Genomic DNA, 23,740 nt, shown 5'->3' on the forward strand with positions numbered 1-23,740 from the left:
CTGGCCCGTGGCCCTCAGCCCAGTAGCCGCGCGGCCGTCTCCCGCAGCGCCTCGGCCGCCCGCCGCTGGAACCCCGGCCCGAAGGTGACCCGGGTGGCCCCGAGTCCGCCCAGCTCGGCGGGCGAGGGGCCGTCCCCGACCAGGGCGCCGACGTTCAGCGGCCCCTCGATCCCGGCCCGCAGCAGCGGCAGTACGGCCACGGGGGCCATGATCGGATAGACGCAGTCGGCGCCCGCGGCCACGTACAGCGCCGCCCGCTCCACGGCCCGGCGGGGATCGGTGACCCCGCGGACGAACGTGTCGACCCGCGCGTTGACGAAGAGCCGGTCGCCGGCCGCCTCCCGGACCCCGGCCAGCCACTCCGCGTGCTCCCGGGGGTCCTTGAGGACGCCGTCCACGGAGTCCTCCAGGTTGCAGCCCACGACTCCGGCTTCCAGCAACCGCCCCACCAGCTCCCCCGGCGCCAGCCCGTACCCGTCCTCGACATCCGCCGAGACCGGCACGTCCACCGACCGGACGATCCTGGCCACCGCCGCGAACATCTCGTCGGCCGGGGTGTGCCCGTCCTCGTACCCGAGGGACGCCGCGACCCCCGCGCTGGGCGTCGCCAGCGCCGGGAACCCGGCGGCCTCGAACACCCGGGCGCTCGCCGCGTCCCACGGTCCGGGCAGCACGAGGGGGTTCTCCGGGGCGCGGCGGCGGTGCAGGGCGCGGAACCGCTCGGCCTTGGTCACCACGGGCTGCCCCCTGCCGGGACGCGCCGGGCGACCATCAGCCGGTTCCAGCTGTTGATGGCGGTGATCAGCGCGAGGAGGTGGGCGAGCCGGTCCGCGTCGAAGTGCGCGGCGGCCCGCGCGTACACCTCGTCGGGCACGAACCCTCCCCCAGAGCCGAAAGCCCGGGAGGGACCCCCAGTCAACACGGTCACCGCCTCGGTCAGCTCCAGCGCCGCCCGTTCCCGGCCGTCGAAGACGTCGTCCCCCGCCTCCTCCCAGGCGGCCAGCAGATCCAGCTGCCGCTGCCCGACCCCGTGCTTCCGGGCGATCTCCAGATGCATGTCGAGGCAGAACGCGCAGTGGTTGAGCTGCGAGGCGCGGATCTGGACGAGCTCGGCGAGGGCGGGGTCACCGAACCCCTGCTTGGCGGCGGCGCTCACCGCCTGGAGCGCGGACCGCACCCCGGCGTCCAGACGCGACGTACGAGCCGTACGGGCCGTACGGGCCGTATCGGTCGTCGTCACGCGTACTGCCCCGGCGTGTAGTGCCCCGGCGTCATCCGGCAGGTCACGCCGAACCGGTTCCAGGCGTTGATCACCGTGATGGCGGCGATCAGCTGGCTCAGCTCCGCCTCGTCGGGGAAGTGCGCGGCGGCCCGCGCGTACACCTCGTCGGGCACGAAACCGTCCGTCAGCACGGTCACCGCCTCGGTCAGCTCGATCGCCGCCAGCTCCTTCTCCGTGTAGAAGTGCCGCGACTCCTCCCAGGCGCTGAGCTGCACGATCCGCTCCACGCTCTCGCCCGCCGCGAGCGCGTCCTTGGTGTGCATGTCGAGGCAGAGGGCGCAGTGGTTGAGCTGCGAGGCACGGATCTTGACCAGCTCGTACAGCTTGGGGTCCAGGCCCTTCTTGGCGGCGGCGTCGAGCCGGACCATCGCCTTGTAGACCTCGGGGGCGTGCTTGGCCCACTGGAGCCGGGGCTGGTGTTCGTCGGCGTACGTCGTGGTGTTCTCGGTGTCCGTCATGCCTCGACCCTAGAGAGCAAGCAGCCCACGGGTATGGTCCACTTCCGTGACGGAAACGCGGGCCAATCTCGGCATCGACCTGCACCTGGAACCGGCCGGTCCCGGCCTGCGCCGCGGCCTGACCGACGCCCTGCGCGAAGCCGCCCGCACCGGCCGCCTCGCCCCCGGCACCCGGCTGCCGTCCTCCCGCGCCCTCGCCGCCGACCTGGGCATCGCCCGCAACACCGTCGCCGACGCCTACGCCGACCTGGTCGCCGAGGGCTGGCTCACCGCCCGGCAGGGCTCGGGCACAAGGGTCGCCGACCGCCCCGTCGCCGCCCCGCCCGCCGACCCCGTACCCCAGGGCCGCGCCCTCGCCCGCCCCGCCTACGATCTGCGCCCCGGCACCCCCGACCTGGCCTCCTTCCCTCGCGCCGAGTGGCTCAAGGCCGCCCGCCGCGCCCTGGACAGGGCCCCGCACGACGCCCTCGGCTACGGCGACCCCCGAGGCCGCCCCGAACTCCGGCTCGCCCTCGCCGGCTACCTCTCCCGCGCCCGTGGCGTGCACGCGGACCCGTCCCGCGTCCTGGTCTGCAACGGCTTCGTGCACGCGCTGTCCCTGCTCGCCTCGGTGCTGCGGTCCCGCGGCGTCCGCACCGTCGCCGTCGAGTCGTACGGCCTCCACATCCACCGCGACCTGCTGACCGCCGCCGGCCTGCGCACCGTCCCGCTGCCCTTCGACGACCAGGGCACCGACCCGAGCGCCCCCGCCGACGGTGCCGGGGCCGTCCTCCTCACCCCCGCCCACCAGTTCCCGATGGGCATGCCCCTGCGCCCCGACCGCCGCGCCGCCGTCGTGGACTGGGCCCGCCGCACCGGCGCCCTGGTCCTGGAGGACGACTACGACGGAGAGTTCCGCTACGACCGCCAGCCCGTCGGCGCCCTCCAGGGCCTCGACCCCGACCGCGTCGTCCACCTCGGCACCACCAGCAAGGCCCTCGCCCCCGGCCTCCGCCTGGCCTGGGCCGTCCTCCCACCGCCGCTCGTCGACGAGGTCCTGGAGGCCAAGAACAACCTCCCCACCTGCTCCGCCCTGGACCAGCTCACCCTCGCCGAGTTCCTCACCTCCGGCGCCTACGACCGCCACGTCCGCGCCTCCCGCCTGCGCTACCGCCGCCGCCGTGACGCCCTGGTCGCCGCCCTCGCCGCCCGCGCCCCCGGCGTCCGCCCCACCGGCATCGCCGCCGGCCTGCACGCCGTACTGCTCCTGCCGCCCGGCACCGAACAGTCCGTCGTCCAGGCCGCGACCTGGCAGAACCTGGCCCTTTACGGCCTCTCCCTCTTCCGCCACCCCACCGCCACGACACCCCCCACCGACGCCCTCGTCGTCGGCTACGGCACCCCACCGGACCACGCCTGGACGGGGGCACTGGACGCGTTGTGCCGGGTGCTGCCGTAGTGGATCCGAGAGAGGCGCGCGGGCGGGGGCGTCGTTCCAGCCGCTTCCCGTCCCGCGTTCCCAGGCGCCCGCGTGGTTCTGGCCGGCCCCGGCCCGCTGGACGCCGCCCTCACCGGCCCGGACGAAGAGCGCGTTGCTCAACCACCCGCGCAGGCACGCCCATGATCTCCATCACCCGCTGCACCAGCCACGCCACGTCGGCCTGCCGCAGCTCCCACAACCTCTGAACCGGAGGATCCAGCAGGCAGCACAACACCCACGCCACGCCGTCACACGCCGGCCGGCACCCCTGCCCCAGATGGCCCTGGCAGGTCAACGACCCCAGACGTCTGCGGGAGAGCACCTTGATGGCCGTCTGCCGAAGCCGTTCGTCCGGTGCTGCGTCCAGCAGGCTGTGCACCATCGCCGGATCGGTCCATCCCCGATACGAGTCGGCCAATGCCGCGTCCGTGATCCCTTCCCGTTCGGCGATCAGGTCCCGCAGAACGCTTGTCCGGTCGCGGAGCCGTGTCATGTGCAGCGCCAGGTCAGCCCGACTCTCATCTGAGATCGGGCCACCCAGGGATCGGGAGAACGCGTGGTGCAGCTCACGCACCGCGGCAGCGGCCGACCGACGCCGAGGGTCCAGCTCCACCGGGAACAGCGTTCTGATCGCCGCCAGTGTCTCCTGGCGTTGTTCCTCCTCATCCATCTGGTCCGCCAGCGGCATCATGATCTGTCTCGCATCGGCGGACGCTCGGCGGATCAGGGCGTCCCGCTCCTCGCTGAAGTTCGGTTCGGCCTGCGTCGGTAGCTTCGGCACCGCGAGCCCGCGCTTCTCCACCCGCCCGAGCGCACCCCGCAACCGCGTGCGCAACTTCTCGGTGGCGCCCGGCTCCGGATTGAACGCCAACAGGTACCAGCGGATCGCCGGACACAGACGACCGGTCTCGGCCCGCGCCGTCGCCGCGACGAACATCGACAGCACCGCGTCCTCGGCGCTCGCCCCGCACCGGCCGGGCAACGGCACCAGCTTCTCGGCGTAGTAGTCCACGCGCAGACGCTCTGCGGTGTAGCGACCCGCGGTCAGCCCCTTGCGCTCCAGTGCGGCGTCAACGGCCGGCAGAAGATCCAGCAAGACCTTTGGCGGCTGCTTCACTCCCATGGTCCGTGACCTTAGGCAGCCGGGGCCGCTTCCATGGCCGGGATGCAGTTTTTCCGGCGATCCCCAACTTCCTTCCGCCGGCCGCCAAGGTGGTCGGCGTCACCAGATCACACCGGCACCGACGGGAAGGAGGTGCGGGGCATGGAGATCATCTCCGGGATCATCATCGCCACCGGATCCATCATCGCCGCGGTCATCACGACGCGGAAGAAGTAGAAGAAGGACGAGAGGGAACGGGCGTTCCCCAGGGGCGCAGCCGTATTGGCGTGTGGGCATGCGCCCACTAAAGTGACCGCATGCCCACTCCATCGCGAGAGCAGCCAGAGCCGGTGCGCCCGCATCAGGCTCGCCAGACCGCCGAGTCGTTCGGCGCCGACGCGCGACGCTACGACCGGGCCCGCCCCCGCTACCCCGACGACCTGGTGGCGCGCGTCATCGCCGGAAGCCCGGGGTCCGGCGCGTCCGGTGCCCCCGACGTGCTGGACGTCGGCTGCGGCACCGGCACGGCCGCCCGCCAGTTCCAGGCCGCCGGATGCGCCGTGCTCGGTGTGGAGCCGGACGCGCGGATGGCCGACGTCGCGCGCGCCCGTGGCCTGCGGGTCGAGGCGGCGACCTTCGAGGCCTGGGAGCCGGCCGGCCGGACGTTCGACGCGCTGACCGCCGCCCAGTCGTGGCACTGGGTCGACCCGGCCGTCGGCGCCGCGAAGGCGGCCCGCGTGCTGCGTCCGCGCGGGCGCCTGGCGATCTTCGGGCATGTCTTCGAACCCCCGGCCGAGGTGGCCGAGGCGTTCGCCGCCGCCTGCCGTCGGGTGGCGCCCGACTCCCCGTTCAGCGGCCAGCCGGCGCGACGTCCGCTGGAGATGTACCGAGCGGGGTACGCGAAGATCGCCGGCACGATCCGCGAGACCGGGCGGTTCGACGAACCGGAACAGTGGCAGTTCGACTGGGAGCGGCCCTACACCCGCGACCAGTGGCTGGACCTGCTCCCCACGACCGGCGGCGTCACCCGGCTCCCCGCAGGTCGACTCGCCGAGGTCCTGGGCACGGTGGGTGACGCCATCGACGCGCTGGGCGGCGGCTTCACCATGCGGTACACCACCCTGGCGACCACCGCCGTACGCGTCGCGACTCCCTGATCCGCCACCGCACGCCCGTGCGCGTTGCCACCCGCACGGGCTCCTGCCGTAGCATCCACCTCCGACGGCGGCCGTACATCCGAGCGACCCAACGGCCGTACGTCCGGACGGACATCGGCAACAGCAGCGGGGGATGGGGACATGGCAGAGACTCGGCGACGGCTGCGGTCGAGCACCGTCGTACTCGGCGGTATGGGGGTCCTCGCGGCGGCCCTGACGTCGTGCGGCTCGGAGCCCGACCGGCGCTGTGTGGACCGCGACAACTACACCTTCGCCGACGGCTACAAGGTCGTCGCCGACAAGAACTGCAAGTCCTCCACCAGCCTTTCGAGTTCGGACTGGTACTACGACTCCGAGGTCACCCGCGGCCGGGCCGACTACGGCACCTTCGACCGCGACGAGGCCGTCGACCGGGGCGGCTTCGGCTGCTCCTCCGGCAGCAGCGGCGGCTGAGCGGCCGTGGAGCGCCGCACCACCGAGCCCCGCCCCGGCTGGCAGCAGACCGTCGAGGGGCAGGGGCTCGTCTACCCCCTCACCCGCTACCCCGACGGCTCCCTGCGCCCCTACTGGGACGAGAGCGCCTATTACGTGTTCTCCCTCCCCGAGGTCGAGGCGCTGGAAGAAGTCGTCGAGGAACTGCACCGCATGTGCCTGGCCGCCGCCGAGCACATCGTCACCGCCGGCCGCTTCGCCGACCTCGGCATCACCGACCCCCGGGTGGCCGGGGCCGTCGCCGAATCCTGGCGGCGCCGCGCCGAACTCCCCTCCGTCTACGCCCGCTTCGACCTGCGCTACGACGGCACGGGACCGGCGAAGCTCCTGGAGTACAACGCCGACACCCCGACCTCCCTCGTCGAGGCGGCCTCCCCGCAGTGGTTCTGGATGGAGGAGCGCTTCCCCGGCGCCGACCAGTGGAACTCCCTCCACGAGCGCCTGATCGACGCCTGGAGGAAACAGGCCGCCCTGCTGCCGCCCGGCAGCCCCCTGTACTTCGCGCACTCCACCGCCGACGAACTCGGCGAGGACCTGATGACGGTCGCCTACCTCCAGGAGACCGCCGAGCAGGCCGGCCTGAAGACGGAGTCGATCTCCATGGAGGAGATCGGCTGGGACCGCCTCTCCGGCCGCTTCGTCGACACCAGGCTCCGCTTCATCCGCAGCTGCTTCAAGCTGTACCCCTGGGAGTGGCTCACCACCGACCGCTTCGCCGGCCACGTCCTCGACACCCTCGACAACGGCGGCGGCACCGGCTCCACCCTGTGGATCGAGCCCGCCTGGAAGATGCTGCTCAGCAACAAGGCGCTGCTCGCCGTCCTCTGGGAGCTGTACCCCGGCCACCCCAACCTCCTCCCGGCCTACCTCGACGGCCCCCGCGAACTGGCCGAGGGCCCCGGCTGGGTCGCCAAGCCGCTCCTCGGCCGCGAGGGCGCCGGCGTCACGGTCCACGAGCCCGGCAGCCCGGCCGCCGTCCGCGACGAACCCTGCTGCTACCAGGCCCTCGCCCCGCTCCCCGACTTCGACGGCAACCACGTCGTGCTCGGCGCCTGGGTGGTCGAGGACGAGTCGGCGGGCCTGGGCATCCGGGAGTCGTCGGGCCTGGTGACGGACGAGTACGCCCGCTTCCTGCCCCACGTGATCCTGTAGGCACCCACGGGGCCGGCGGGCGGACCGGGAGCGGGTCAGGCGGCCAGGCGGGCGCTGAACCAGGACGAGACGCGTGCGGCGACGGCGCGGCCGGTGCGGGGGCCCATGGTGTCGAAGCCGTGGACGCCGCCCGGCCAGACGTCGAGGTCCGCGTGGTTGCCCGCGGCCCGCCAGCGGGCGGCCATGAACAGGCTGTCATCCAGCAGCGGGTCGAGTGCGCCGACGGTGAACAGGGCCGGCGGCAGGCCGTCGAGCTGTGCGTAGAGCGGCGAGAGGGCCGGGTCGCGCAGCCGCTCGGCGTCGAGGTCCGGGAAGGTGTTGGCGGCGAAGCCGCGGATCCAGTGGGCCGGCAGGACGAGGGTGTGGTCGTCGGCGAGACGCTGGCTGGGGGTGCCGCTCAGGTCGTATGCGCCGTAGAGCAGGCCGGCCGCGGCGATCCGGGCGGCCACCCGGGGGTGCTCGTCGCGCAGCCGCAGCAGGGTCGCCGCGGCCAGGTGTGCGCCGGCCGAGGCGCCGTGCAGCAGGAGGCGTTCGGTGCCGAACGCTGCGGCGGCGTGCTCGGCGACCCACAGGACCCCGGTCAGGCAGTCGTCGACCGCCGCGGGCATGGGGTGCTCGGGGGCGAGCCGGTAGTCGATGGCGACGGTCGCGACGTGGGAGTGGCCGGCGTAGTAGTCGTTGAGCCAGTCGTCTTCGGCCGGGGTGCCGGTGCACCAGCCGCCGCCGTGGATGCCGATCATGACGGCCTCGGGCGGCCCCTCGGGCCGGATGATCCGCAGCGTCAGCTCCCCGCCCGGGCCGGGGACGGTCCGCTCGCTGACGGGATGGCTCAGGTCGCCGCCGGGCGAGAAGTCGGTCGCGCGTACCGCTGCCAGGCCCTCGGGGGTGGTGAGATCGGGGTACCGCATCATCGTGGCGATCCGTCGGTTGACGGCGGCGAGCTCGGCCGCGTCGGGGTTCGGGACGAATCCGTCGGAGCTGGTCACGGGCTTTCTCCTTCCTGGCACGGTCAGGTCTGCGGGACCGGGAAGGTGACGCCGGTCAGCCGTTCGCTCTCGCGCCACAGCCGGGCCCCCACGCCGGGGTCGTCGGCCCCGGCGGGCAGCCGGACCGGCCTCGGCGTACCGGAGGTCTGGTCGCGTCCGGCCGGGCCGAGGTAGGCCCCGTTGGCGACCTCGGGGTGGGTCGCGGCGTACAGGGACGGCCAGGCCGCGCCGTCGGGGGAGCCCATCAGCGTGCGGGAGGCGAGGGCCACGAGCAGGCGCCCCGTCCGGCTGGCGGAGGTGTGGCGCTGCAGGTTGGTGACGGCCGAGCCCGGATGGACGGCCACGGCACGGTGCGCACCGCCGGCGAGGCGGCGGGCGAGTTCCTGGGTGAAGACGACGTTGGCACGCTTGGACTTCGCGTACGCGCTCATCGGGCGGTAGCCGCGCTCGCTCATCAGATCCGCGAGATCACCGGAGCGCCAGGCGGCGGCGACGGCGCTGACTGTGACGACCCGGGCGCCCGCGGAGCGCCGCAGGGCGGGCATCAGGTGCGCGGTCAGCGCGAAATGGCCGAGGTGGTTGGTGCCCACCGTGAGTTCCAGTCCGTCGCGGGTCAGCCGGCGCTCCGGGACGTCCATCACACCGGCGTTGTTGACGAGCAGGTCGAGGGTCTCGGCCGCGGCGAGCGGGGCGGCGGCCTCGCGGATCGCGGCGAGGCTGCCGAGGTCGAGTTCCACCGTCTCCAGGCGGGCGCCGGGCACCTCCGCGCGCAGACGGCGGGCGGCATCCGCCAGGGAGTCGGGGCGCCGGCCCGCGAGCAGGACGCGGGCACCGTGCTCCGCCAGCACCTGGGCGGTGCGGAAGCCGATGCCGCTGTTGGCGCCGGTGATCAGTGCGGTACGGCCCGAGAGATCCGGGATGCCGGCCGGGGACCAGTGTGAATCGACCATGTCACTTCCTAAATGAATGTTCATTTACTCCGCTCAGTATGCGGAAGCCGGTCCGAGTTGTAAAATGAACGTTCAGTAAGGAAGGTTGACGGCATGGCAACACGCGACCCCGACCGCAAGCGTCAGCAGCTGATGGAGGCGGCCCTCGCCGAGTTCGCCGAGTTCGGCGTGGCCGGAGCCCGCGTGGACCGGCTCGCCAAGCGCGCGGGGATCAGTCCCGGTCTGGTGTACTCCTTCGCCGCCGGCAAGGAGGGCCTGTTCGAGGCCGTCTACGAGGCGATCGCCGAGCAGACCGTGAACGCGGTCCCCCTCGACGCCGACGACCTGCCCGAGTACGCCGGCCGACTGCACGACGCCGGACAGCGGCACCCCCAGGTCATGCGCTTCCTGACCTGGTACGCGCTGGAAAGCGCCGAACGGCCGGCGTCCGACCTCGTGGCCCGCTCGATGCGGGACAAGATCGCCGCGGTCGAGGCCGCCCAGCGGCGCGGCAGCGTCCGGCGGGACAAGCCGGCGGCGGAGATCCTGGCGCTCGTCCTGACGCTCGCGAACATGTGGCAGCACCACACCGAGGACGTCAACTCCCTGGTCCCGCCCGCACAGCGGCGCACGACGATCACGGACGCCGTACGCCGTCTCGTCACCCCGCCCGGATGATGGACGCCGTACCTCCGCGCTTCTGTCCCCCGGGTACCCTTGCCCCGGGCCGTGACTGGCGCGCTGGGATGGGACCGACCATCGGGAAGCGGCCCGTACGGGAACGAGTGCCGTGCGCCTGGGCCGAACCGTGTACGCCGAACGCCCCCGTCCGGAGGTCCCCATGTCAGCCGAGCAGCCGTCCCTCTCCACCGAGTCCACCGCCTACCGCGCCGCCCTCGACGTGATCCGCGCCGTCGAGCCGCGCGTCGCCGACGCCATCGGGCAGGAGGTGGCCGACCAGCGCGAGATGCTCAAGCTGATCGCCTCGGAGAACTACGCCTCCCCGGCCACGCTCCTCGCGATGGGCAACTGGTTCAGCGACAAGTACGCCGAGGGCACCGTCGGCCGCCGCTTCTACGCCGGCTGCCGCAACGTCGACACCGTCGAGTCGCTCGCCGCCGAGCACGCCCGCGAGCTGTTCGGCGCCCGCCACGCCTACGTCCAGCCGCACTCCGGCATCGACGCCAACCTCGTCGCCTTCTGGGCCGTCCTCGGCGCCCGCGTCGAGGTGCCCTTCCTGGAGAAGACCGGCGTCCGCCAGATCAACGACCTCACCGACGAGGACTGGGCCGAGCTGCGCCGCGCCTTCGGCAACCAGCGGATGCTCGGCATGTCCCTGGACGCCGGCGGCCACCTCACCCACGGCTTCCGCCCGAACATCTCCGGCAAGATGTTCGACCAGCGCTCGTACGGCACCGACCCCGCCACCGGGCTCATCGACTACGAGGCCCTGCGCGCCTCCGCCCGCGAGTTCAAGCCGCTGATCATCGTCGCCGGGTACTCCGCGTACCCGCGCCTGGTGAACTTCCGGATCATGCGCGAGATCGCCGACGAGGCCGGCGCCACGCTGATGGTCGACATGGCGCACTTCGCCGGTCTCGTCGCGGGCAAGGTCCTCACCGGCGACTTCGACCCCGTACCGCACGCCCAGATCGTGACGACCACCACGCACAAGTCGCTGCGCGGCCCGCGCGGCGGCATGGTGCTGTGCGACGACTCCCTCAAGGACCAGGTCGACCGCGGCTGCCCGATGGTCCTCGGCGGCCCGCTCCCGCACGTCATGGCCGCCAAGGCCGTCGCCCTCGCCGAGGCCCGGCAGCCCGCCTTCCAGGACTACGCCCAGCGCATCGTCGACAACTCCCGCGCGCTCGCCGAGGGCCTGATGAAGCGCGGCGCCACCCTGGTCACCGGCGGCACCGACAACCACCTCAACCTGATCGACGTCGCGTCCTCCTACGGCCTCACCGGCCGCCAGGCCGAGGCCGCCCTGCTCGACTCCGGCATCGTCACCAACCGCAACGCGATCCCCGCCGACCCGAACGGCGCCTGGTACACCTCCGGCATCCGCATCGGCACCCCCGCCCTGACCACCCGTGGCCTGGGCACCGCCGAGATGGACGAGGTCGCGGGCCTGATCGACCGCGTGCTGACCGCCGCCGAGCCCGGCACCACCAAGTCCGGCGCCACCTCCAAGGCCTCCCACGTCCTGGACGGCAAGATCGCCGACGAGATCTCCCGCCGCGCCACCGACCTGGTCGCCGGGTTCCCCCTGTACCCGGAGATCGACCTCGGCTGAGGCGCCCCGAAGGGGCGCGGGGAACCGCGCGACCGGCCACGACGGTCGCGCGGTCCCACCCGCCGAAACCATCCATGACCCTCTGAGACAATGGTGGGCATGGCGAATGACCGACCTCGTGTGCTCTCCGGAATCCAGCCCACCGCAGGCTCGTTCCACCTCGGCAACTACCTGGGCGCGGTCCGCCAATGGGTGGCCCTCCAGGAGACCCACGACGCGTTCTACATGGTCGTCGACCTGCACGCGATCACGGTCCCGCAGGACCCGAAGGAGCTGCGGGCCAACACCCGCCTGGCCGCCGCCCAGCTCCTCGCGGCCGGCCTCGACCCGGACCGCTGCACCCTCTTCGTCCAGAGCCACGTCCCCGAGCACGCCCAGCTCGCCTGGGTCATGAACTGCCTCACCGGCTTCGGCGAGGCGTCCCGGATGACCCAGTTCAAGGACAAGTCCGCCAAGCAGGGCGCCGACCGCGCCTCCGTCGGCCTGTTCACCTACCCGGTCCTCCAGGTCGCGGACATCCTCCTCTACCAGGCGCACGAGGTGCCGGTCGGCGAGGACCAGCGCCAGCACATCGAGCTGACCCGCGACCTCGCCGAGCGCTTCAACGGCCGCTTCGGCGAGACCTTCACCGTCCCCAAGCCGTACATCCTCAAGGAGACGGCGAAGATCTACGATCTCCAGGACCCGACGGTCAAGATGAGCAAGTCCGCGTCCACGCCCAAGGGCCTGGTCAACCTGCTGGACGAGCCGAAGACCACCGCCAAGAAGGTCAAGAGCGCGGTCACCGACACCGACACGGTCATCGTCTACGACGCCGAGAACAAGCCCGGCGTCAGCAACCTCCTCACCATCTACTCCACCCTCACCGGTGCGGGCATCGGCGAGCTGGAGGAGAAGTACGCGGGCAAGGGCTACGGCGCTCTCAAGACCGACCTCGCCGAGATCATGGTCGACTTCGTGACGCCGTTCCGGGAGCGCACCCAGCAGTACCTGGACGACCCGGAGACGCTGGACTCGGTCCTGGCCAAGGGCGCGGAGAAGGCGCGGGCGGTCGCGGAGGAGACCCTCTCCCAGGCGTACGACCGCGTGGGCTTCCTGCCCGCCAAGCACTGAGCGCCACCCCGAGCGCCGCACATCACTCCGGTTGCGCCTGCCCGCTGCCGGGCCGTGGCCGTACAGTCGGAGAACAGGTGGCCGCACCGGCGGCCACTTCCGGAACGACGACAGGTCAGAACAGGAGACGACGTGGGGACCGTAACGATCGGCGTGTCGATCGCGGTCCCGGAGCCTCACGGCAGCCGGCTGCAACAGCTGCGCGCGGGCTTCGGCGACGCCGCTGCTCACGGCATCCCCACGCACGTCACCCTGCTGCCGCCGACGGAGGTCGACGCCGCGACGCTGCCCGCGATCGAGGCGCACCTCGCGGAGGTCGCCGCCGCCGGGCGGCCCTTCCCGATGCGGCTGTCCGGCACCGGCACCTTCCGCCCCCTCTCCCCGGTCGTCTACGTCCAGGTGGTCGAGGGCGCCGAGGCCTGCTCCTGGCTGCAGAAGCAGGTCCGTGACGCGTCCGGGCCGGTCGCCCGCGAGCTGCAGTTCCCGTACCACCCGCACGTCACCGTGGCGCACGGCATCGAGGAGGCGGCCATGGACCGCGCCTTCGAGGAACTGGCCGACTACGCGGCCGAGTGGCCCTGCACCGGGTTCGCCCTCTACGAGCAGGGCACCGACGGCGTCTGGCGCAAGCTGCACGAGTACGTGTTCGGCGGTACCGTCGTACCCCCACAGCCCGGTGCCCCGCGCGCCCGGGGCGGCCTGCCCGCCCGCTGACCGACGCGGCCCGGGCGCACAGGCACTCATGGGGGAGGGCGCGAGGGTGGGGGTGACGGGGCTCAGACCCGAGGACCCGGCCACGGTGGGGGACTTCCGGCTGCTGGGCCGGCTCGGCGCGGGCGGTTTCGGCACGGTCTACCTGGGGCTCACCGCGGGCGGCCGCAGGGTCGCGGTGAAGACGGTGCACCGGCACATCGCCGACCACGACGGCTTCCGGGCCCGGTTCCGCCGCGAGGTGGAGGCGCTGCGCCGGGCCGGGGGGTTCTTCACCGCCTCGCTCGTGGACGCGGACCCCGCCGCGCCGCTGCCCTGGCTCGCCACCGAGTACGTGGCCGGGCCCGACCTCGGCACGGTCGTCGCCCGCGGCGGCCCGCTCGCTCCCGACGCCGTCTGGCGGCTCGGGGCCGGGCTCTGCGAGGCACTGGCCACCCTGCACGGCGCCGGGCTCGTGCACCGCGACCTCAAGCCGTCCAACGTGCTCCTGGCCGAGGACGGCCCCCGGGTCATCGACTTCGGCATCGCCTCCCTCGCCGACGCCACCCGCCTCACCGTCACCCACGAGGCGGCGGGCACCCCGGGCTACGCCGCCCCCGAGCAGTTACGGGGCATGCGCGACGTCGGCCCGGCGGCGGACGTGTTCGCGCTGACCTGCCTCCTGGTGTACGCGGCCGGCGGCCGGAGCCCGTTCCGCGGCGGCACGCTGGTCGAGTACATCGCCCACGTCCTGCACGAACCGCCCGATCTCCCGGACGGTCTCGACGCGTCCTTCGCCGCCCTGGCCGAGGCCGGACTCGCCCTCGACCCCGCCGCCCGCCCCGCCCTGTCCGACCTGGCGGCGCTGTGCGCCGAGCGGATCGGCCGGGCCGGGCCGCCGCGCCCCTTCGCCGGCCTGCTGGCACCCGCCGTCCGGGACCTCCTCGCGGGCGCCGAGTCGCAGGCGGCGACGGCGGTGGCCTCGGTGGCGGTGGCTTCGGTGGCGGTGGCGTCCGCCGGGCAGAAGGGAAACGGAGCGGCCGTACGGCCCCGGCCGTGGGAGTGGACGGCGCCCGAGCGCGCGGGCACGGAGTGGGTCCCGCTGCGCGGCCCGGCCCTCGCGTACACCGGGGACGGAACCGGCGTGGTGTGCGTCGCGGCCGGCGGCCGGCTGTACGGGCTGGACGCGGTCGCCGGCACCGTGCGCTGGAGCCTCCCGACGGGCTGGAGGAGCCTGGCCGCGGGCCCCGTGGCGGCCGGGGACGTCTTCGTGGTCGCCGACGCCGACGGCCGGATCAGCGGCCACCGGGCGGCGGACGGGGCGTGCCGGTGGAGCCGCCAGGAGAAGGGGGAGGGGTCCGGCGTGCCCCTGGGGGCCCGTCTCTTCGTCACCGACACCCCACGGCACTGGGTCGCCCTGCGCCACACCCTGCGCGACCCGGCCCCCGAGACGCCCGATCACTCGGTGCCGACCTGGGAGCACCTCTACCTGCTGGACCCGGCCACCGGTGAGCCGGTCATGACCCCCCGGCTGAGCAACGACCCGGGCACCGCGCTCTGGGGCACGACCGTCTGGGCGGCCCACCACCGGCTGTTCGTCCAGGGCTACCGGTGCCTGGAAGCCGTGGGGCTGGCCACCGACACGGGCACCTGGTGGCGGGAGCGGGCGGAGGCCTCCGCCTCCCTCGGCGAGCGCGTCTTCACCTGGCGGCCCCACTGGGGGCTGGCCTGCCGGGACGGTGTCACCGGCACCGTCCTGTGGCGCAGCCGAAGACCCCGGGGGGCCAACGGCGCGGTGAGCGTCGATCCGGACCGGGACGTGGTCGCCGTGGTGACGACCAAGGGCACGTGGGCCTTCGCCGCGCGCACCGGCCGGCTGTTGTGGTCGGCGCCGGCGTACGGCGACCGCGACACGCTGTCGCACACGTACACCGGAGCCGTGGACGGTGTGCTGTGGGCCGTGGCCGGCGGGGTGGCGTTCGCCCGTGACACGGCCCGCGGCGAGCTGCTGTGGCGGGCGGAGGCCGGGCGGAGCGTGGGCACCCCGCAGTTCGCACCGGAGCGGCACGGCGGTCTGCTGTTCCTGTACGACGGGCTGCGGCTGCGCGCGGTGCGGCCGGCGGACGGTCACGAGGTGTGGTCCGCGGAGTCGGTCCACGAGCCCGCGGCCTGCGACACCCAGCCGCACTGGACCTACGGCGACCTGCTCTACCTGCGCGGCCCCGGCGGCGTACGGGCCTGCCACGTCCCCGGCCTGTCACCGGACGGTTCATAACCACACAGCGGGCCGGGGCCCTACACCGGCAGCCGCCGGAACACCGTGCGGGGCAGGTGGCGCAGGGCCGACATCACGACCCGGAGCGCGCCGGGCACCCACACCGTCTCCGAGCGCCGCCTCAGGCCCAGCTCGATGGCGGTGGCGACGGCCTCCGGCGTCGTCGCCAGCGGCGCCTCCTCCAGACCGGCGGTCATCTTCGACCGCACGAACCCGGGGCGTACGACCATGACGTGCACGCCGGTGCCGTGCAGCGCGTCGCCCAGGCCCTGCGCGAAGGCGTCCAGGCCGGCCTTGCTGGAGCCGTAGATGAAGTTGGCGCGGCGGGCCCGCTCCCCGGCGACGGAGGAGAGGACGACCAGGGAGCCGTGGCCCTGGTCCTGGAGCGCGGCGGCGCAGACCAGGCCGGCGGAGACGGCGCCCGTGTAGTTGGTCTGCGCGACCCGCACGGCGCTCACCGGCTCCCGTTCGTCGTGCGCCTGGTCGCCCAGGACGCCGAAGGCGAGCAGCACCAGGTCGATGTCGCCCTCCGCGAAGACCTTCCCCAGCACCTCCTCGTGCGACTCGGGGTCGAGGGCGTCGAAGGCGACCGTGCGTACCTCGGCGCCGAGCCCGCGCAGCCCCTCGGCGGCCTCGTCCAGGGCGGGGGAGGGGCGCCCCGCGAGCCAGACCGTACGGGTGCGGCGGGCCACCAGGCGGCGGGCGGTGGCCAGCGCGATCTCGGACGTACCGCCGAGGACGAGCAGGGACTGGGGCAGGCCGAAGGCGTCCTTCATGGCGGTCTCCTAGAGATCGAGGCGGCGGGAGAGGTCGGAGACGAACACCCCGCGCGGGTCCAGCTCCGCGCGCAGCGCGCGGAAGTCGTCGAGACGCGGGTACATCGCGGCGAGCAGCTCGGGCCGCAGCCGGGAGTCCTTGGCGAGGTAGACCCGGCCGCCCGCCCCCGCCACCTCCTCGTCCAGCGCGTCGAGGAGGGCGCCGAGGCCGGGCAGGTGGGCCGGGATGTCCAGGGCCAGCGTCCAGCCGGGCACCGGGAAGGACAGCCAGCCCGGGTCGGCGTCCCCGAAGCGCTTGAGGACGGCCAGGAAGGACGGGCAGCGGTGCGCGCGGATGCGGTGCACGATGCGGCGCAGGGCCTCCTCCTGGCCGTGGCCGACGGCGAACTGGTACTGGACGAAGCCGCCGCGGCCGTAGATCCGGTTCCAGTGCGGGACGCCGTCCAGGGGGTGGAAGAAGGACGGGATGCGCTGGAGCCGGCCGGTGCGGGCGCGGGGGGCCTTGCGGAACCAGGCTTCGTTGAAGAGGCCGACCGTGGACCGGGTCAGCAGGCCCTCCGGGACGTACGCGGGGGCGGCCGGGAGGCGGGCGGTGCGGAACGCGAGGGGCTCCCGGCGGGCGCGGCGCGGCAGGGCGTGGGGCGGGGCGTGGTCGCCGCGGGTGAGGACCGCGCGGCCGGTCGCGGCACCGCGGGCGAGCAGGTCGATCCAGGCGACGGAGTACCGGTAGCGGTGGTCCCCGTCGGTCAGCCGGGCCAGCAGGTCGTCCAGGTCGGCGGCGCGCTCGGTGTCGACCGACATCCACGAGGAGCCGACGCGGTGGAGGCGGACCGTCGCGGTGAGGATCACGCCGGTCAGGCCCATCCCGCCGGCGGTCGCGTCGAACAGCGGCGTGCCCGGTGTGACGGTCCGCACCCGCCCGTCGGCGGTGAGCAGCTCCAGCGACCGCACGTGCCGGGAGAAGGAGCCGCTGACGTGGTGGTTCTTGCCGTGGATGTCGGCGCCGATCGCGCCGCCGACGGTGACGTAACGGGTGCCCGGCGTCACCGGCACGAACCAGCCGAGCGGCAGCAGCACCTCCATCAGCCGGTGCAGGGAGACGCCCGCGTCGCACAGTACGGTGCCGCCCTCGACGTCGATGGCGTGGATCTTGTCCAGGCCGGTCATGTCCAGCACGGCCCCGCCCGCGTTCTGCGCCGCGTCGCCGTACGCCCGGCCCAGGCCCCGGGCGACGGCACCGCGCCGGCCGCAGGCGCGGACGGCGAGCGCCGCCTCCTCGTACGTCCGGGGGCGGACCAGGAGGGCGACGGTGGGGGCGGTACGGCCCCAGCCGGTGACGGGGCCCCAGTCGGTGTCGGCAGACATGCCGGTGACCGTATCGCCCCTTTATCCAACATCAATTCTGAAACCTCCGGTTTATCCCCGAAATGGGTGATTAATGGGATGTCGCTCAATAGTTCCGGAGTTTTGCCGGAGTTCCGCCGCCACCGGCATGAACAGTGAGTCCGTATGGACCACCACCTCGACCACCGCGACGGCATGGACCACCGGATCGTCTCCGCCCTCAGAGCGTGCGGCGGCGACCCGCGCGTGGCGGGCGCCGCCCGCGCCCTGTCCTTCGTGGGGGAGCACGGGGCGCTGTGGCTGGCGGCGGGCCTCGCCGGGGCCGCCGCGGACGGCGCCCGGCGCGGCGCCTGGCTGCGCGGCACCGCGCTCACCGCGGGCGCGCACCTGGCCAGCATGGGCGTGAAACGGGTCGTGCGCCGTCCGCGCCCCGCGCATGTGCGGCCCCTGGTGCCCACCGTGGGCCGGCACTCCTTCCCCAGCTCGCATGCCACCTCCGCGGTGGCCGCCGCCGTCGTCTTCGGCACCCTCGGGGTCCGCGCCGCCTGGCCGGTGGCCGCCGCGGTGTGCCTCTCCCGGCTGGTCACCGGCGTCCACTACCCCTCGGACGTGGCGGCCGGCGCCGCCCTGGGCGCCCTCACGGCCCGTCTCGGCGCCGGCTGGATGCGAGGAGGCGCCGCACGTGGCTGACACCACCGCCGTCCTGCGCCGGCGCACCCCCGAGCGGTCCCCGGCACCACCGCCCGGCGCGGGCGGCCTGCTGACCGGCCTGGTCCGCACCGCGCGCCCCAAGCAGTGGGTCAAGAACGTCCTGGTCGTCGCCGCCCCGGCCGCCGCCGGAGAACTGTTCACCACGGCCGCCCTGGCCCGGCTCCCCCTGACCTTCCTCCTGTTCACCGCCTGCGCCGCCGCCGTCTACCTGGTCAACGACGCCCGCGACGCCGACGCCGACCGCGCCCACCCGGTCAAACGGCACCGCCCGGTCGCCGCCGGACAGGTCCCCGTCCCCGTCGCCTACGCCGCCGGCGGCGCCCTCGCCCTCCTCGCGCCCGCCACCGCGCTCTGGCTCTGCCCGCCCGCCGTCGCCGCCCTGCTGACCGCCTACCTCGGCATGCAACTGGCGTACTGCGTCACCCTCAAGCACGTCCTCGTCGTCGACCTCGTCGTCGTCACCACGGGCTTCCTGATGCGCGCGGTGACCGGCGGACTGGCGCTCGGCATCCCGCTCTCCCGCTGGTTCCTGATCACCACCGGCTTCGGCGCGCTGTTCATGGTCTCCGCCAAGCGCTACTCCGAGGCCGTGCAGATGGCCGGGGCGGCGGGCGCCACCCGCGCGCTGCTCACCGAGTACACCGTCGGCTACCTGCGCTTCGTCTGGCAGCTCGCGGCCGGTGTCGCCGTCCTCGGCTACTGCCTGTGGGCCCTGGAGGAGGGCGGCGTCCCGCACGCCGGCCTGCTGCCCTGGCGCCAGCTCTCCGTGGTCGCCTTCGTCCTCGCCGTGCTGCGCTACGCCGTCTTCGCCGACCGGGGCACGGCCGGCGAACCCGAGGACGTGGTGCTGCGCGACCGCGCGCTCGCCGTCATCGGGGTGGTCTGGGCCGCGATGTACGGGGCCGCGGTGGCCAACTGGTGAGCGCGGCGGGCGGTGGCATGGCGAGCGGGACGGGCGGCATGGTGAGCGGGACGGGTGACGCGGCGAGCGGGACGGGTGACGCGGCGAGCGGGTGGGCCGAGTCGGCGGGCGCGCCGGGCGGTACGGCGAGCGCGCCCGGTCCCCGCCGGGAACTCCTCGGCTTCGCCTCCGTCGGCCTGCTCGCCTACGCCGTCGACCTCGCCCTCTTCACCTGCCTGCGCGGACCGGCCGGACTCGGCCCGCTCACCGCCAAGGCGCTCTCCTTCGTCGCCGGCTGCTCGGTGGCGTACGCCGGCAACGCGCTCTTCACCTACCGGCACACCCGGCCCCGGGGCCCGCGCCCGTACGCCGTCTTCTTCGCGGTGAACCTCGCCGGGGCCGCCGTACAACTCCTCTGCCTCGCCGTCAGCCACTACGGCCTCGGCCTCACCTCGCAGCGCGCCGACACCGTCTCCGGCGCGGGAATCGGCATGGCGCTGGCCACGCTGCTGCGTTTCTGGGGCACAAGGACACTGGTTTTCCCGACCGGGGGCAGAGACGGACCATGGACTGGCTGAAAAAGCTTCCCGTAGTGGGCCCGTGGACGGCGCGGCTGATGGCCACGCACGCGTGGCGGTCGTACGAGCGCCTGGACCGGGTCAAGTGGACGCGGCTGGCCGCCGCCATGACCTTCAGCAGCTTCGTCGCGCTGTTCCCGCTGCTCTCGCTGGGCGCCGCGATCACCGCCGCCACGCTCAGCGAGCGGCAGCAGAAGGAGGTCCAGGAAGCGATCGCCGATCAGTTCCCCGGCCTCGGCGACCAGTTGGACATCGAGGGGCTGGTGGCGAACGCCGGCACCGTCGGGCTGATCGCCGCCGCCCTGCTGCTGTTCACCGGCATGAACTGGGTCGACTCGACCCGGGGCTGTCTGCGGGCGGTGTGGGAACTGCCCGACGAGGACGACAACCCTCTCCTGCGCCGGGCCAAGGACGGCGGTGTCCTGATCGGCTTCGGCGGCGCGCTGCTGGTCACCCTCGCCCTCTCCACCGTCGCCTCCGCGCTGGCCGGCTGGCTCGTCCGGCACCTGGGCATGGACGACGGCGGCGTCGGCGGGGTACTGCTGTACATCGCCGCGTTCGCCGTCGCCGTACTCGCCGACTTCCTGGTCCTGCTCTACGTCCTGACCCTGCTGCCCGGCGCCGAGCCCGAGCGCCGCCGGCTGCTGGTGGCGGCGCTGATCGGCGCGGTCGGCTTCGAACTGCTCAAGCTGCTGCTGAGCAGCTATGTGCGGGGCGTGGCCGCGAAGAGCGTGTACGGCGCGTTCGGCGTGCCCGTCGCCCTGCTGCTGTGGATCAACTTCACCTCGAAGCTGGTCCTGTTCTGCGCCTCCTGGACGGCGACGGGCGGCAAGGAGACCGAACCCGCCGACGTCACGGACGGGTCCGGCGACGCACCAGGTCCGGCAGCGGCCACCGGCGGTTGACCAGGAACGCGGCGCCCGCGAGCAGCACCAGCACCCCGCCGGTGATCGCCAGCGCCGTCCCGGCGCCGCCCGAGCCGCCCGCCGCGGCGGCGCCGACGGTCTTCGTGCCCGTGGCCGCGTCACCGCTGCCGCCGGCCTCGCCCCCGCCCGTCGCCGGGGAGGCGCTCGACTCGGCGCCCTTCGGGGCCACCAGCTCGCCCACCGGCTCGACCTTGCCGGCCGCCTTGAACCCCCAGTCGAAGAGCTTGGCGGTCTCCTTGTAGACCTCGTTGTGGTCGTTCTTCTCCGGGTTCATGACCGTGACCAGGAGCACCTTGCCGTCGCGCTCGGCGACCCCGGTGAAGGTGGCGCCCGCGTTGGTGGTGTTGCCGTTCTTGACGCCGGCGATGCCCTCGTACTGCTCTATGTCGTAGTCGCCGGTCAGCAGCCGGTTGGTGTTCTGTATCTCGAAGGACTTGCGGACCGTCTTGCCCTTCTTGTTCTTCGTCGTCTCGCCCGGGAACTTCGCGCTGACCGTCGAGCAGTACTCGCGGAAGTCCGCCTTCTGCAGCCCGGAGCGGGCGAACAGGGTCAGGTCGTACGCGGAGGAGACCTGGCCGGGGGCGTCGTAGCCGTCGGGGCTGACCACGTGGGTGTCGAGGGCCTGTAGCTCCTCGGCGTGCTCGTTCATGTCGGCGACCGTCTTGTCCACGCCGCCGTTCATCGCGGACAGCACGTGCACGGCGTCGTTGCCGGAGCGCAGGAAGACACCGAGCCACAGGTCGTGGACGGTGTACGTCTCGTTCTCCTTGATCCCGACCATGCTGGAGCCGGAGCCGATGCCCTCCAGGTCGGAGGGGGCGACCTTGTGCTCGGTGGTCTTCGGGAACTGCGGCAGCAGCGTGTCGGCGAACAGCATCTTCAGGGTGGACGCCGGGGCCAGCTGCCAGTGGGCGTTGTGCGAGGCCAGGACCTCGCCGGACTCGGCGTCGGAGACGATCCAGGAGCGGGCGGTGATGTCCTTGGGCAGCACGGGCACGCCGCCGGCGAGATTGGCCTGCGTCCCCGGCTGCCCGAGGCGGGCGCCGCCCACGGACGACATGTTCGCCGGGGGCGTGGCGGAGGGGCTCGCCGAGGAATCCGGGCTCGGCGCGGCGTACGCGGCCGGTGAGGCCAGCGCGAGGGCCGAGACGGTGGTCAGGACGGCGGGAGTGACCAGCAACGATCGCCGGACGGTCTTCTTGGGTGCGGGCACGGTCGAGAACGTACCGCCCGTTCCCCGCGCCGTCCCACCCGCCTCCCCACCCCGGACACGGAACCGGACACGCGGCGGCGATACTGGCTGTATGAAGCTCAGCCGTCCCGTCTCGTGGTTCCTGCTCATCTTCGGGGTGTGGTCCTGGATCATCTGGATCACTTTCGTCAAGAATCTCGCCAAGGACAGCAGCGGGCTCGCGTTCGAGGACGGCGACCCCACGGCGTACTTCTGGGTCCACCTGCTGCTGGCGGTGGTCTCCTTCGTATTGGGGACGGTCGTCGGGGTCATCGGGTTGCGCGGTCTGCGCGCACTGCGCCGCACGTCATAGTCGCGGTTTCACAAGGGGTGGGGTAGGGACACGATGGTGATCGTCTTGGCGCTGGTCGCGCTGCTGGTGGTGGGCGTCCTGGTGGCGGCCAACTGGTATGTGTGGCGGCGCCTGTTCCGCGACACGACCCGGCGCGCGGGCGGCGTGCGCCGGGCGGGCGCGGTACTGGTCGCGGGCGGCTGGCTGCTGGCCGTCGGCGCGCTGGTCGCCGAGCGCTCGGGCGCGCCCTTCTGGCTCCAGCGGGTCCTGGGGTGGCCGGGCTTCCTGTGGATGGCCCTCTCGGTCTACCTGCTGCTGGCGCTCCTGGTGGGGGAGGCGGTACGGCCGCTGGTGCGGCTCCTGCTGGAACGGCGGGCCGCGGGGCGGGCGCCCGCCCCGGCCCCGGCCCCGGAGTCCCGCGCCGACGTGCCGACGGAGCGCGTGGCGGCGGGGGCCGCGGCCCCGTCCCCGGGCGGCGACGGCACGGCCACCACGTCCGGTGCGTCCGGTGCGGCGGCCGTGGAGGCCGCGCCCCCCACGTCTCCCGGGACCGGAACCACTGCCACCACCGCCCCCACGCCCACCTCCGCCACCCCCCTCGCCGTCCCCTCCCGACGCCTCTTCGTCTCCCGGGTCGTCGGCGGGGCCGCCGCCGCGGTGGCCGTGGGGACGGTCGGGTACGGGACGTACGGCGTGCTGAACGGGCCGACGGTCAAACGCGTCACCGTGCCGCTGGCCAAGCTGCCGCGCGCCGCGCACGGGTTCCGGATCACCGTGGTCAGCGACATCCACCTGGGCCCGGTCCTCGGCCGGGGCTTCGCGCAGAAGGTCGTCGACACGGTCAACGGCACCCAGCCCGACCTGATAGCGGTCGTCGGCGACCTGGTCGACGGCAGTGTGAAGGACCTCGGTCCCGCCGCCGCGCCGCTCGCGCAGCTCCGCGCCCGGCACGGCGCGTACTTCGTCACCGGCAACCACGAGTACTTCTCCGGCGCCGAGCAGTGGGTGGACGAGGTGCGGCGCCTGGGCCTGCTGCCCCTGGAGAACGCCCGTACCGAACTGCCCCACTTCGACCTGGCCGGCGTCAACGACATCAGCGGCGAGGACGAGGGCCAGGGCCCCGACTACGAGCGCGCTCTCGGCGACCGCGACCGCAGCCGCGCCTGTGTGCTCCTCGCCCACCAGCCGGTGATGATCCACGACGCCGTCGACCACGGCGTCGACCTCCAGCTCTCCGGCCACACCCACGGCGGCCAGCTCTGGCCCGGCCCGCTCCTGGCCGCCGCCGCCAACCCGACCGTGGCCGGCCTGGAGCGCTACGGCGACACCCAGCTCTACGTCAGCCGCGGCGCGGGCGCCTGGGGCCCGCCCACGCGCGTGGGCGCCGAGTCCGACATCACCGTGATCGAACTGGCCTCCCGCCAGGCCTGACGGCCCCATCCGGGTCGGGTCCGTCTCCTCTGCCGGGGGGTGCGCGAACCGGGCCGGTTTCCTCCGTCGGGCCGGTGTGCGCAAACCGGGCCGGTTTCCTCCGTCGGGCCGGTGGGCGCAAACCGGGCCGGTTTCCTCCGGCCGGGCGGGTGTACCCGC

25 protein-coding genes and 1 riboswitch are annotated in these 23,740 nt (G+C 73.6%); of the genes, 15 read left to right on the top strand and 10 right to left on the bottom strand.

The annotated features are described in order from the left end of the window. Nucleotides 1-14: 14 nt before the first annotated feature. Genes J7I94_RS32145 through J7I94_RS32155 form a run of 3 tightly spaced genes read right to left on the bottom strand, consistent with a single transcriptional unit; the run spans nucleotide 15 to nucleotide 1,740 of the window. Nucleotides 15-734: an isocitrate lyase/phosphoenolpyruvate mutase family protein gene (locus J7I94_RS32145; RefSeq protein WP_215172902.1), complete on the bottom strand. Its 720-nt coding sequence runs from the start codon at nucleotides 732-734 to the stop codon at nucleotides 15-17. Then, nucleotides 731-1,240, bottom strand: a complete 510-nt coding sequence (locus tag J7I94_RS32150) for a carboxymuconolactone decarboxylase family protein (protein WP_308114786.1) — start codon at nucleotides 1,238-1,240, stop codon at nucleotides 731-733. Before J7I94_RS32150 ends, J7I94_RS32145 begins: the two co-directional genes overlap by 4 nt. Beyond that, nucleotides 1,237-1,740 (bottom strand): carboxymuconolactone decarboxylase family protein, encoded by a 504-nt coding sequence (locus J7I94_RS32155; RefSeq protein ID WP_215172853.1) that lies wholly within the window; start codon nucleotides 1,738-1,740, stop codon nucleotides 1,237-1,239. The genes J7I94_RS32150 and J7I94_RS32155 overlap by 4 nt, the downstream gene beginning before the upstream one ends. A 46-nt stretch (nucleotides 1,741-1,786) precedes the next feature. Between J7I94_RS32155 and J7I94_RS32160 the strand changes: the two genes are divergently transcribed. After that, nucleotides 1,787-3,178: a PLP-dependent aminotransferase family protein gene (locus J7I94_RS32160; RefSeq protein ID WP_215172854.1), complete on the top strand. Its 1,392-nt coding sequence runs from the start codon at nucleotides 1,787-1,789 to the stop codon at nucleotides 3,176-3,178. A 109-nt stretch (nucleotides 3,179-3,287) separates the two neighbouring features. On the opposite strand, the gene J7I94_RS32165 is transcribed toward J7I94_RS32160, so the two are convergent. Together J7I94_RS32165 and J7I94_RS32170 are read right to left on the bottom strand one after the other, a co-directional pair. After that, nucleotides 3,288-4,322: a hypothetical protein gene (locus J7I94_RS32165; protein ID WP_215172856.1), complete on the bottom strand. Its 1,035-nt coding sequence runs from the start codon at nucleotides 4,320-4,322 to the stop codon at nucleotides 3,288-3,290. Nucleotides 4,323-4,429: 107 nt separating this feature from the next. After that, entirely contained in the window at nucleotides 4,430-4,606 is a 177-nt protein-coding gene (locus J7I94_RS32170) for a hypothetical protein (protein WP_215172862.1), read from the bottom strand. 12 nt (nucleotides 4,607-4,618) lie between these two features. Between J7I94_RS32170 and J7I94_RS32175 the strand changes: the two genes are divergently transcribed. From J7I94_RS32175 to J7I94_RS32185, 3 genes are all read left to right on the top strand, one after another. Continuing rightward, entirely contained in the window at nucleotides 4,619-5,458 is an 840-nt protein-coding gene (locus J7I94_RS32175; protein WP_215172865.1) for a bifunctional 2-polyprenyl-6-hydroxyphenol methylase/3-demethylubiquinol 3-O-methyltransferase UbiG, read from the top strand. 141 nt (nucleotides 5,459-5,599) lie between these two features. Further along, nucleotides 5,600-5,911 (top strand): hypothetical protein, encoded by a 312-nt coding sequence (locus J7I94_RS32180; protein ID WP_215172867.1) that lies wholly within the window; start codon nucleotides 5,600-5,602, stop codon nucleotides 5,909-5,911. A 6-nt stretch (nucleotides 5,912-5,917) separates the two neighbouring features. Further along, nucleotides 5,918-7,102: a glutathionylspermidine synthase family protein gene (locus J7I94_RS32185; protein WP_215172869.1), complete on the top strand. Its 1,185-nt coding sequence runs from the start codon at nucleotides 5,918-5,920 to the stop codon at nucleotides 7,100-7,102. Between the two features lie 35 nt (nucleotides 7,103-7,137). On the opposite strand, the gene J7I94_RS32190 is transcribed toward J7I94_RS32185, so the two are convergent. After that, on the bottom strand, nucleotides 7,138-8,088 hold the full coding sequence (locus tag J7I94_RS32190; RefSeq protein WP_215172871.1) for an alpha/beta hydrolase fold domain-containing protein: 951 nt from the start codon (nucleotides 8,086-8,088) through the stop codon (nucleotides 7,138-7,140). A 23-nt stretch (nucleotides 8,089-8,111) separates the two neighbouring features. Continuing rightward, nucleotides 8,112-9,038 carry an oxidoreductase gene (locus J7I94_RS32195; RefSeq protein WP_215172873.1) on the bottom strand — a complete coding sequence of 309 codons (927 nt, stop codon included), beginning with the start codon at nucleotides 9,036-9,038 and terminating at the stop codon, nucleotides 8,112-8,114. A gap of 93 nt (nucleotides 9,039-9,131) precedes the next feature. Between J7I94_RS32195 and J7I94_RS32200 the strand changes: the two genes are divergently transcribed. From J7I94_RS32200 to J7I94_RS32220, 5 genes are all read left to right on the top strand, one after another. Beyond that, nucleotides 9,132-9,695 carry a TetR family transcriptional regulator gene (locus tag J7I94_RS32200; protein WP_215172875.1) on the top strand — a complete coding sequence of 188 codons (564 nt, stop codon included), beginning with the start codon at nucleotides 9,132-9,134 and terminating at the stop codon, nucleotides 9,693-9,695. 41 nt (nucleotides 9,696-9,736) lie between these two features. Next, a riboswitch (ZMP/ZTP riboswitch) is annotated at nucleotides 9,737-9,826 on the top strand. A 32-nt stretch (nucleotides 9,827-9,858) separates the two neighbouring features. Then, entirely contained in the window at nucleotides 9,859-11,313 is a 1,455-nt protein-coding gene (locus J7I94_RS32205; protein WP_215172877.1) for a glycine hydroxymethyltransferase, read from the top strand. A gap of 99 nt (nucleotides 11,314-11,412) precedes the next feature. Then, nucleotides 11,413-12,426 carry a tryptophan--tRNA ligase gene (gene trpS / locus J7I94_RS32210; RefSeq protein WP_215172879.1) on the top strand — a complete coding sequence of 338 codons (1,014 nt, stop codon included), beginning with the start codon at nucleotides 11,413-11,415 and terminating at the stop codon, nucleotides 12,424-12,426. A 132-nt stretch (nucleotides 12,427-12,558) separates the two neighbouring features. Next, nucleotides 12,559-13,140, top strand: a complete 582-nt coding sequence (locus tag J7I94_RS32215) for a 2'-5' RNA ligase family protein (protein WP_215172880.1) — start codon at nucleotides 12,559-12,561, stop codon at nucleotides 13,138-13,140. 52 nt (nucleotides 13,141-13,192) lie between these two features. Beyond that, the gene (locus tag J7I94_RS32220) at nucleotides 13,193-15,391 is read left to right on the top strand and encodes a PQQ-binding-like beta-propeller repeat protein (protein WP_215172882.1); all 2,199 of its coding nucleotides are present in this window, start codon (nucleotides 13,193-13,195) and stop codon (nucleotides 15,389-15,391) included. A 20-nt stretch (nucleotides 15,392-15,411) separates the two neighbouring features. Here the strand turns inward: J7I94_RS32220 and J7I94_RS32225 are convergent, their stop codons facing one another. Next, nucleotides 15,412-16,167 (bottom strand): decaprenylphospho-beta-D-erythro-pentofuranosid-2-ulose 2-reductase, encoded by a 756-nt coding sequence (locus J7I94_RS32225; protein ID WP_215172884.1) that lies wholly within the window; start codon nucleotides 16,165-16,167, stop codon nucleotides 15,412-15,414. A 9-nt stretch (nucleotides 16,168-16,176) separates the two neighbouring features. Further along, nucleotides 16,177-17,532 (bottom strand): FAD-binding oxidoreductase, encoded by a 1,356-nt coding sequence (locus tag J7I94_RS32230; RefSeq protein ID WP_215172885.1) that lies wholly within the window; start codon nucleotides 17,530-17,532, stop codon nucleotides 16,177-16,179. Between the two features lie 144 nt (nucleotides 17,533-17,676). Here J7I94_RS32230 and J7I94_RS32235 point away from each other — a divergent pair, with 144 nt between their 5' ends. Genes J7I94_RS32235 through J7I94_RS32250 form a run of 4 tightly spaced genes read left to right on the top strand, consistent with a single transcriptional unit; the run spans nucleotide 17,677 to nucleotide 20,606 of the window. Continuing rightward, the gene (locus J7I94_RS32235) at nucleotides 17,677-18,201 is read left to right on the top strand and encodes a phosphatase PAP2 family protein (RefSeq protein WP_215172887.1); all 525 of its coding nucleotides are present in this window, start codon (nucleotides 17,677-17,679) and stop codon (nucleotides 18,199-18,201) included. Next, nucleotides 18,194-19,144, top strand: a complete 951-nt coding sequence (locus J7I94_RS32240) for a decaprenyl-phosphate phosphoribosyltransferase (protein WP_215172889.1) — start codon at nucleotides 18,194-18,196, stop codon at nucleotides 19,142-19,144. The genes J7I94_RS32235 and J7I94_RS32240 overlap by 8 nt, the downstream gene beginning before the upstream one ends. Before the next feature lie 17 nt (nucleotides 19,145-19,161). After that, on the top strand, nucleotides 19,162-19,701 hold the full coding sequence (locus tag J7I94_RS32245) for a GtrA family protein (RefSeq protein ID WP_251076059.1): 540 nt from the start codon (nucleotides 19,162-19,164) through the stop codon (nucleotides 19,699-19,701). Further along, nucleotides 19,689-20,606: a YihY/virulence factor BrkB family protein gene (locus J7I94_RS32250; protein ID WP_215172891.1), complete on the top strand. Its 918-nt coding sequence runs from the start codon at nucleotides 19,689-19,691 to the stop codon at nucleotides 20,604-20,606. Before J7I94_RS32245 ends, J7I94_RS32250 begins: the two co-directional genes overlap by 13 nt. Here J7I94_RS32250 and J7I94_RS32255 read toward each other — a convergent pair. Then, on the bottom strand, nucleotides 20,554-21,840 hold the full coding sequence (locus J7I94_RS32255) for a D-alanyl-D-alanine carboxypeptidase (RefSeq protein WP_308114787.1): 1,287 nt from the start codon (nucleotides 21,838-21,840) through the stop codon (nucleotides 20,554-20,556). The two genes, J7I94_RS32250 and J7I94_RS32255, sit on opposite strands and share 53 nt — an antisense overlap. A 91-nt stretch (nucleotides 21,841-21,931) precedes the next feature. Here J7I94_RS32255 and J7I94_RS32260 point away from each other — a divergent pair, with 91 nt between their 5' ends. Both J7I94_RS32260 and J7I94_RS32265 read left to right on the top strand, forming a co-directional pair. Further along, the gene (locus J7I94_RS32260; protein WP_215172895.1) at nucleotides 21,932-22,171 is read left to right on the top strand and encodes an SCO4848 family membrane protein; all 240 of its coding nucleotides are present in this window, start codon (nucleotides 21,932-21,934) and stop codon (nucleotides 22,169-22,171) included. A 33-nt stretch (nucleotides 22,172-22,204) separates the two neighbouring features. Continuing rightward, nucleotides 22,205-23,581, top strand: a complete 1,377-nt coding sequence (locus J7I94_RS32265; RefSeq protein ID WP_215172897.1) for a metallophosphoesterase — start codon at nucleotides 22,205-22,207, stop codon at nucleotides 23,579-23,581. The last annotated feature ends 159 nt before the right edge of the window (nucleotides 23,582-23,740 follow it).

The organism is Streptomyces sp. ISL-12 (assembly GCF_018614415.1).
GTDB lineage: Bacteria > Actinomycetota > Actinomycetes > Streptomycetales > Streptomycetaceae > Streptomyces.

What these genes read in the sequence shown, in the direction of transcription:
- J7I94_RS32155 (WP_215172853.1), bottom strand. Translation starts at nt 1,740, where the DNA reads ATGACGGACACCGAGAACACCACGACGTACGCCGACGAACACCAGCCC.
- J7I94_RS32165 (WP_215172856.1), bottom strand. Translation starts at nt 4,322, where the DNA reads ATGGGAGTGAAGCAGCCGCCAAAGGTCTTGCTGGATCTTCTGCCGGCC.
- J7I94_RS32175 (WP_215172865.1), top strand. Translation starts at nt 4,619, where the DNA reads ATGCCCACTCCATCGCGAGAGCAGCCAGAGCCGGTGCGCCCGCATCAG.
- J7I94_RS32180 (WP_215172867.1), top strand. Translation starts at nt 5,600, where the DNA reads ATGGCAGAGACTCGGCGACGGCTGCGGTCGAGCACCGTCGTACTCGGC.
- J7I94_RS32195 (WP_215172873.1), bottom strand. Translation starts at nt 9,038, where the DNA reads ATGGTCGATTCACACTGGTCCCCGGCCGGCATCCCGGATCTCTCGGGC.
- J7I94_RS32200 (WP_215172875.1), top strand. Translation starts at nt 9,132, where the DNA reads ATGGCAACACGCGACCCCGACCGCAAGCGTCAGCAGCTGATGGAGGCG.
- J7I94_RS32205 (WP_215172877.1), top strand. Translation starts at nt 9,859, where the DNA reads ATGTCAGCCGAGCAGCCGTCCCTCTCCACCGAGTCCACCGCCTACCGC.
- trpS (WP_215172879.1), top strand. Translation starts at nt 11,413, where the DNA reads ATGGCGAATGACCGACCTCGTGTGCTCTCCGGAATCCAGCCCACCGCA.
- J7I94_RS32225 (WP_215172884.1), bottom strand. Translation starts at nt 16,167, where the DNA reads ATGAAGGACGCCTTCGGCCTGCCCCAGTCCCTGCTCGTCCTCGGCGGT.
- J7I94_RS32230 (WP_215172885.1), bottom strand. Translation starts at nt 17,532, where the DNA reads ATGTCTGCCGACACCGACTGGGGCCCCGTCACCGGCTGGGGCCGTACC.
- J7I94_RS32235 (WP_215172887.1), top strand. Translation starts at nt 17,677, where the DNA reads ATGGACCACCACCTCGACCACCGCGACGGCATGGACCACCGGATCGTC.
- J7I94_RS32245 (WP_251076059.1), top strand. Translation starts at nt 19,162, where the DNA reads ATGGCGAGCGGGACGGGCGGCATGGTGAGCGGGACGGGTGACGCGGCG.
- J7I94_RS32250 (WP_215172891.1), top strand. Translation starts at nt 19,689, where the DNA reads ATGGACTGGCTGAAAAAGCTTCCCGTAGTGGGCCCGTGGACGGCGCGG.
- J7I94_RS32260 (WP_215172895.1), top strand. Translation starts at nt 21,932, where the DNA reads ATGAAGCTCAGCCGTCCCGTCTCGTGGTTCCTGCTCATCTTCGGGGTG.
- J7I94_RS32265 (WP_215172897.1), top strand. Translation starts at nt 22,205, where the DNA reads ATGGTGATCGTCTTGGCGCTGGTCGCGCTGCTGGTGGTGGGCGTCCTG.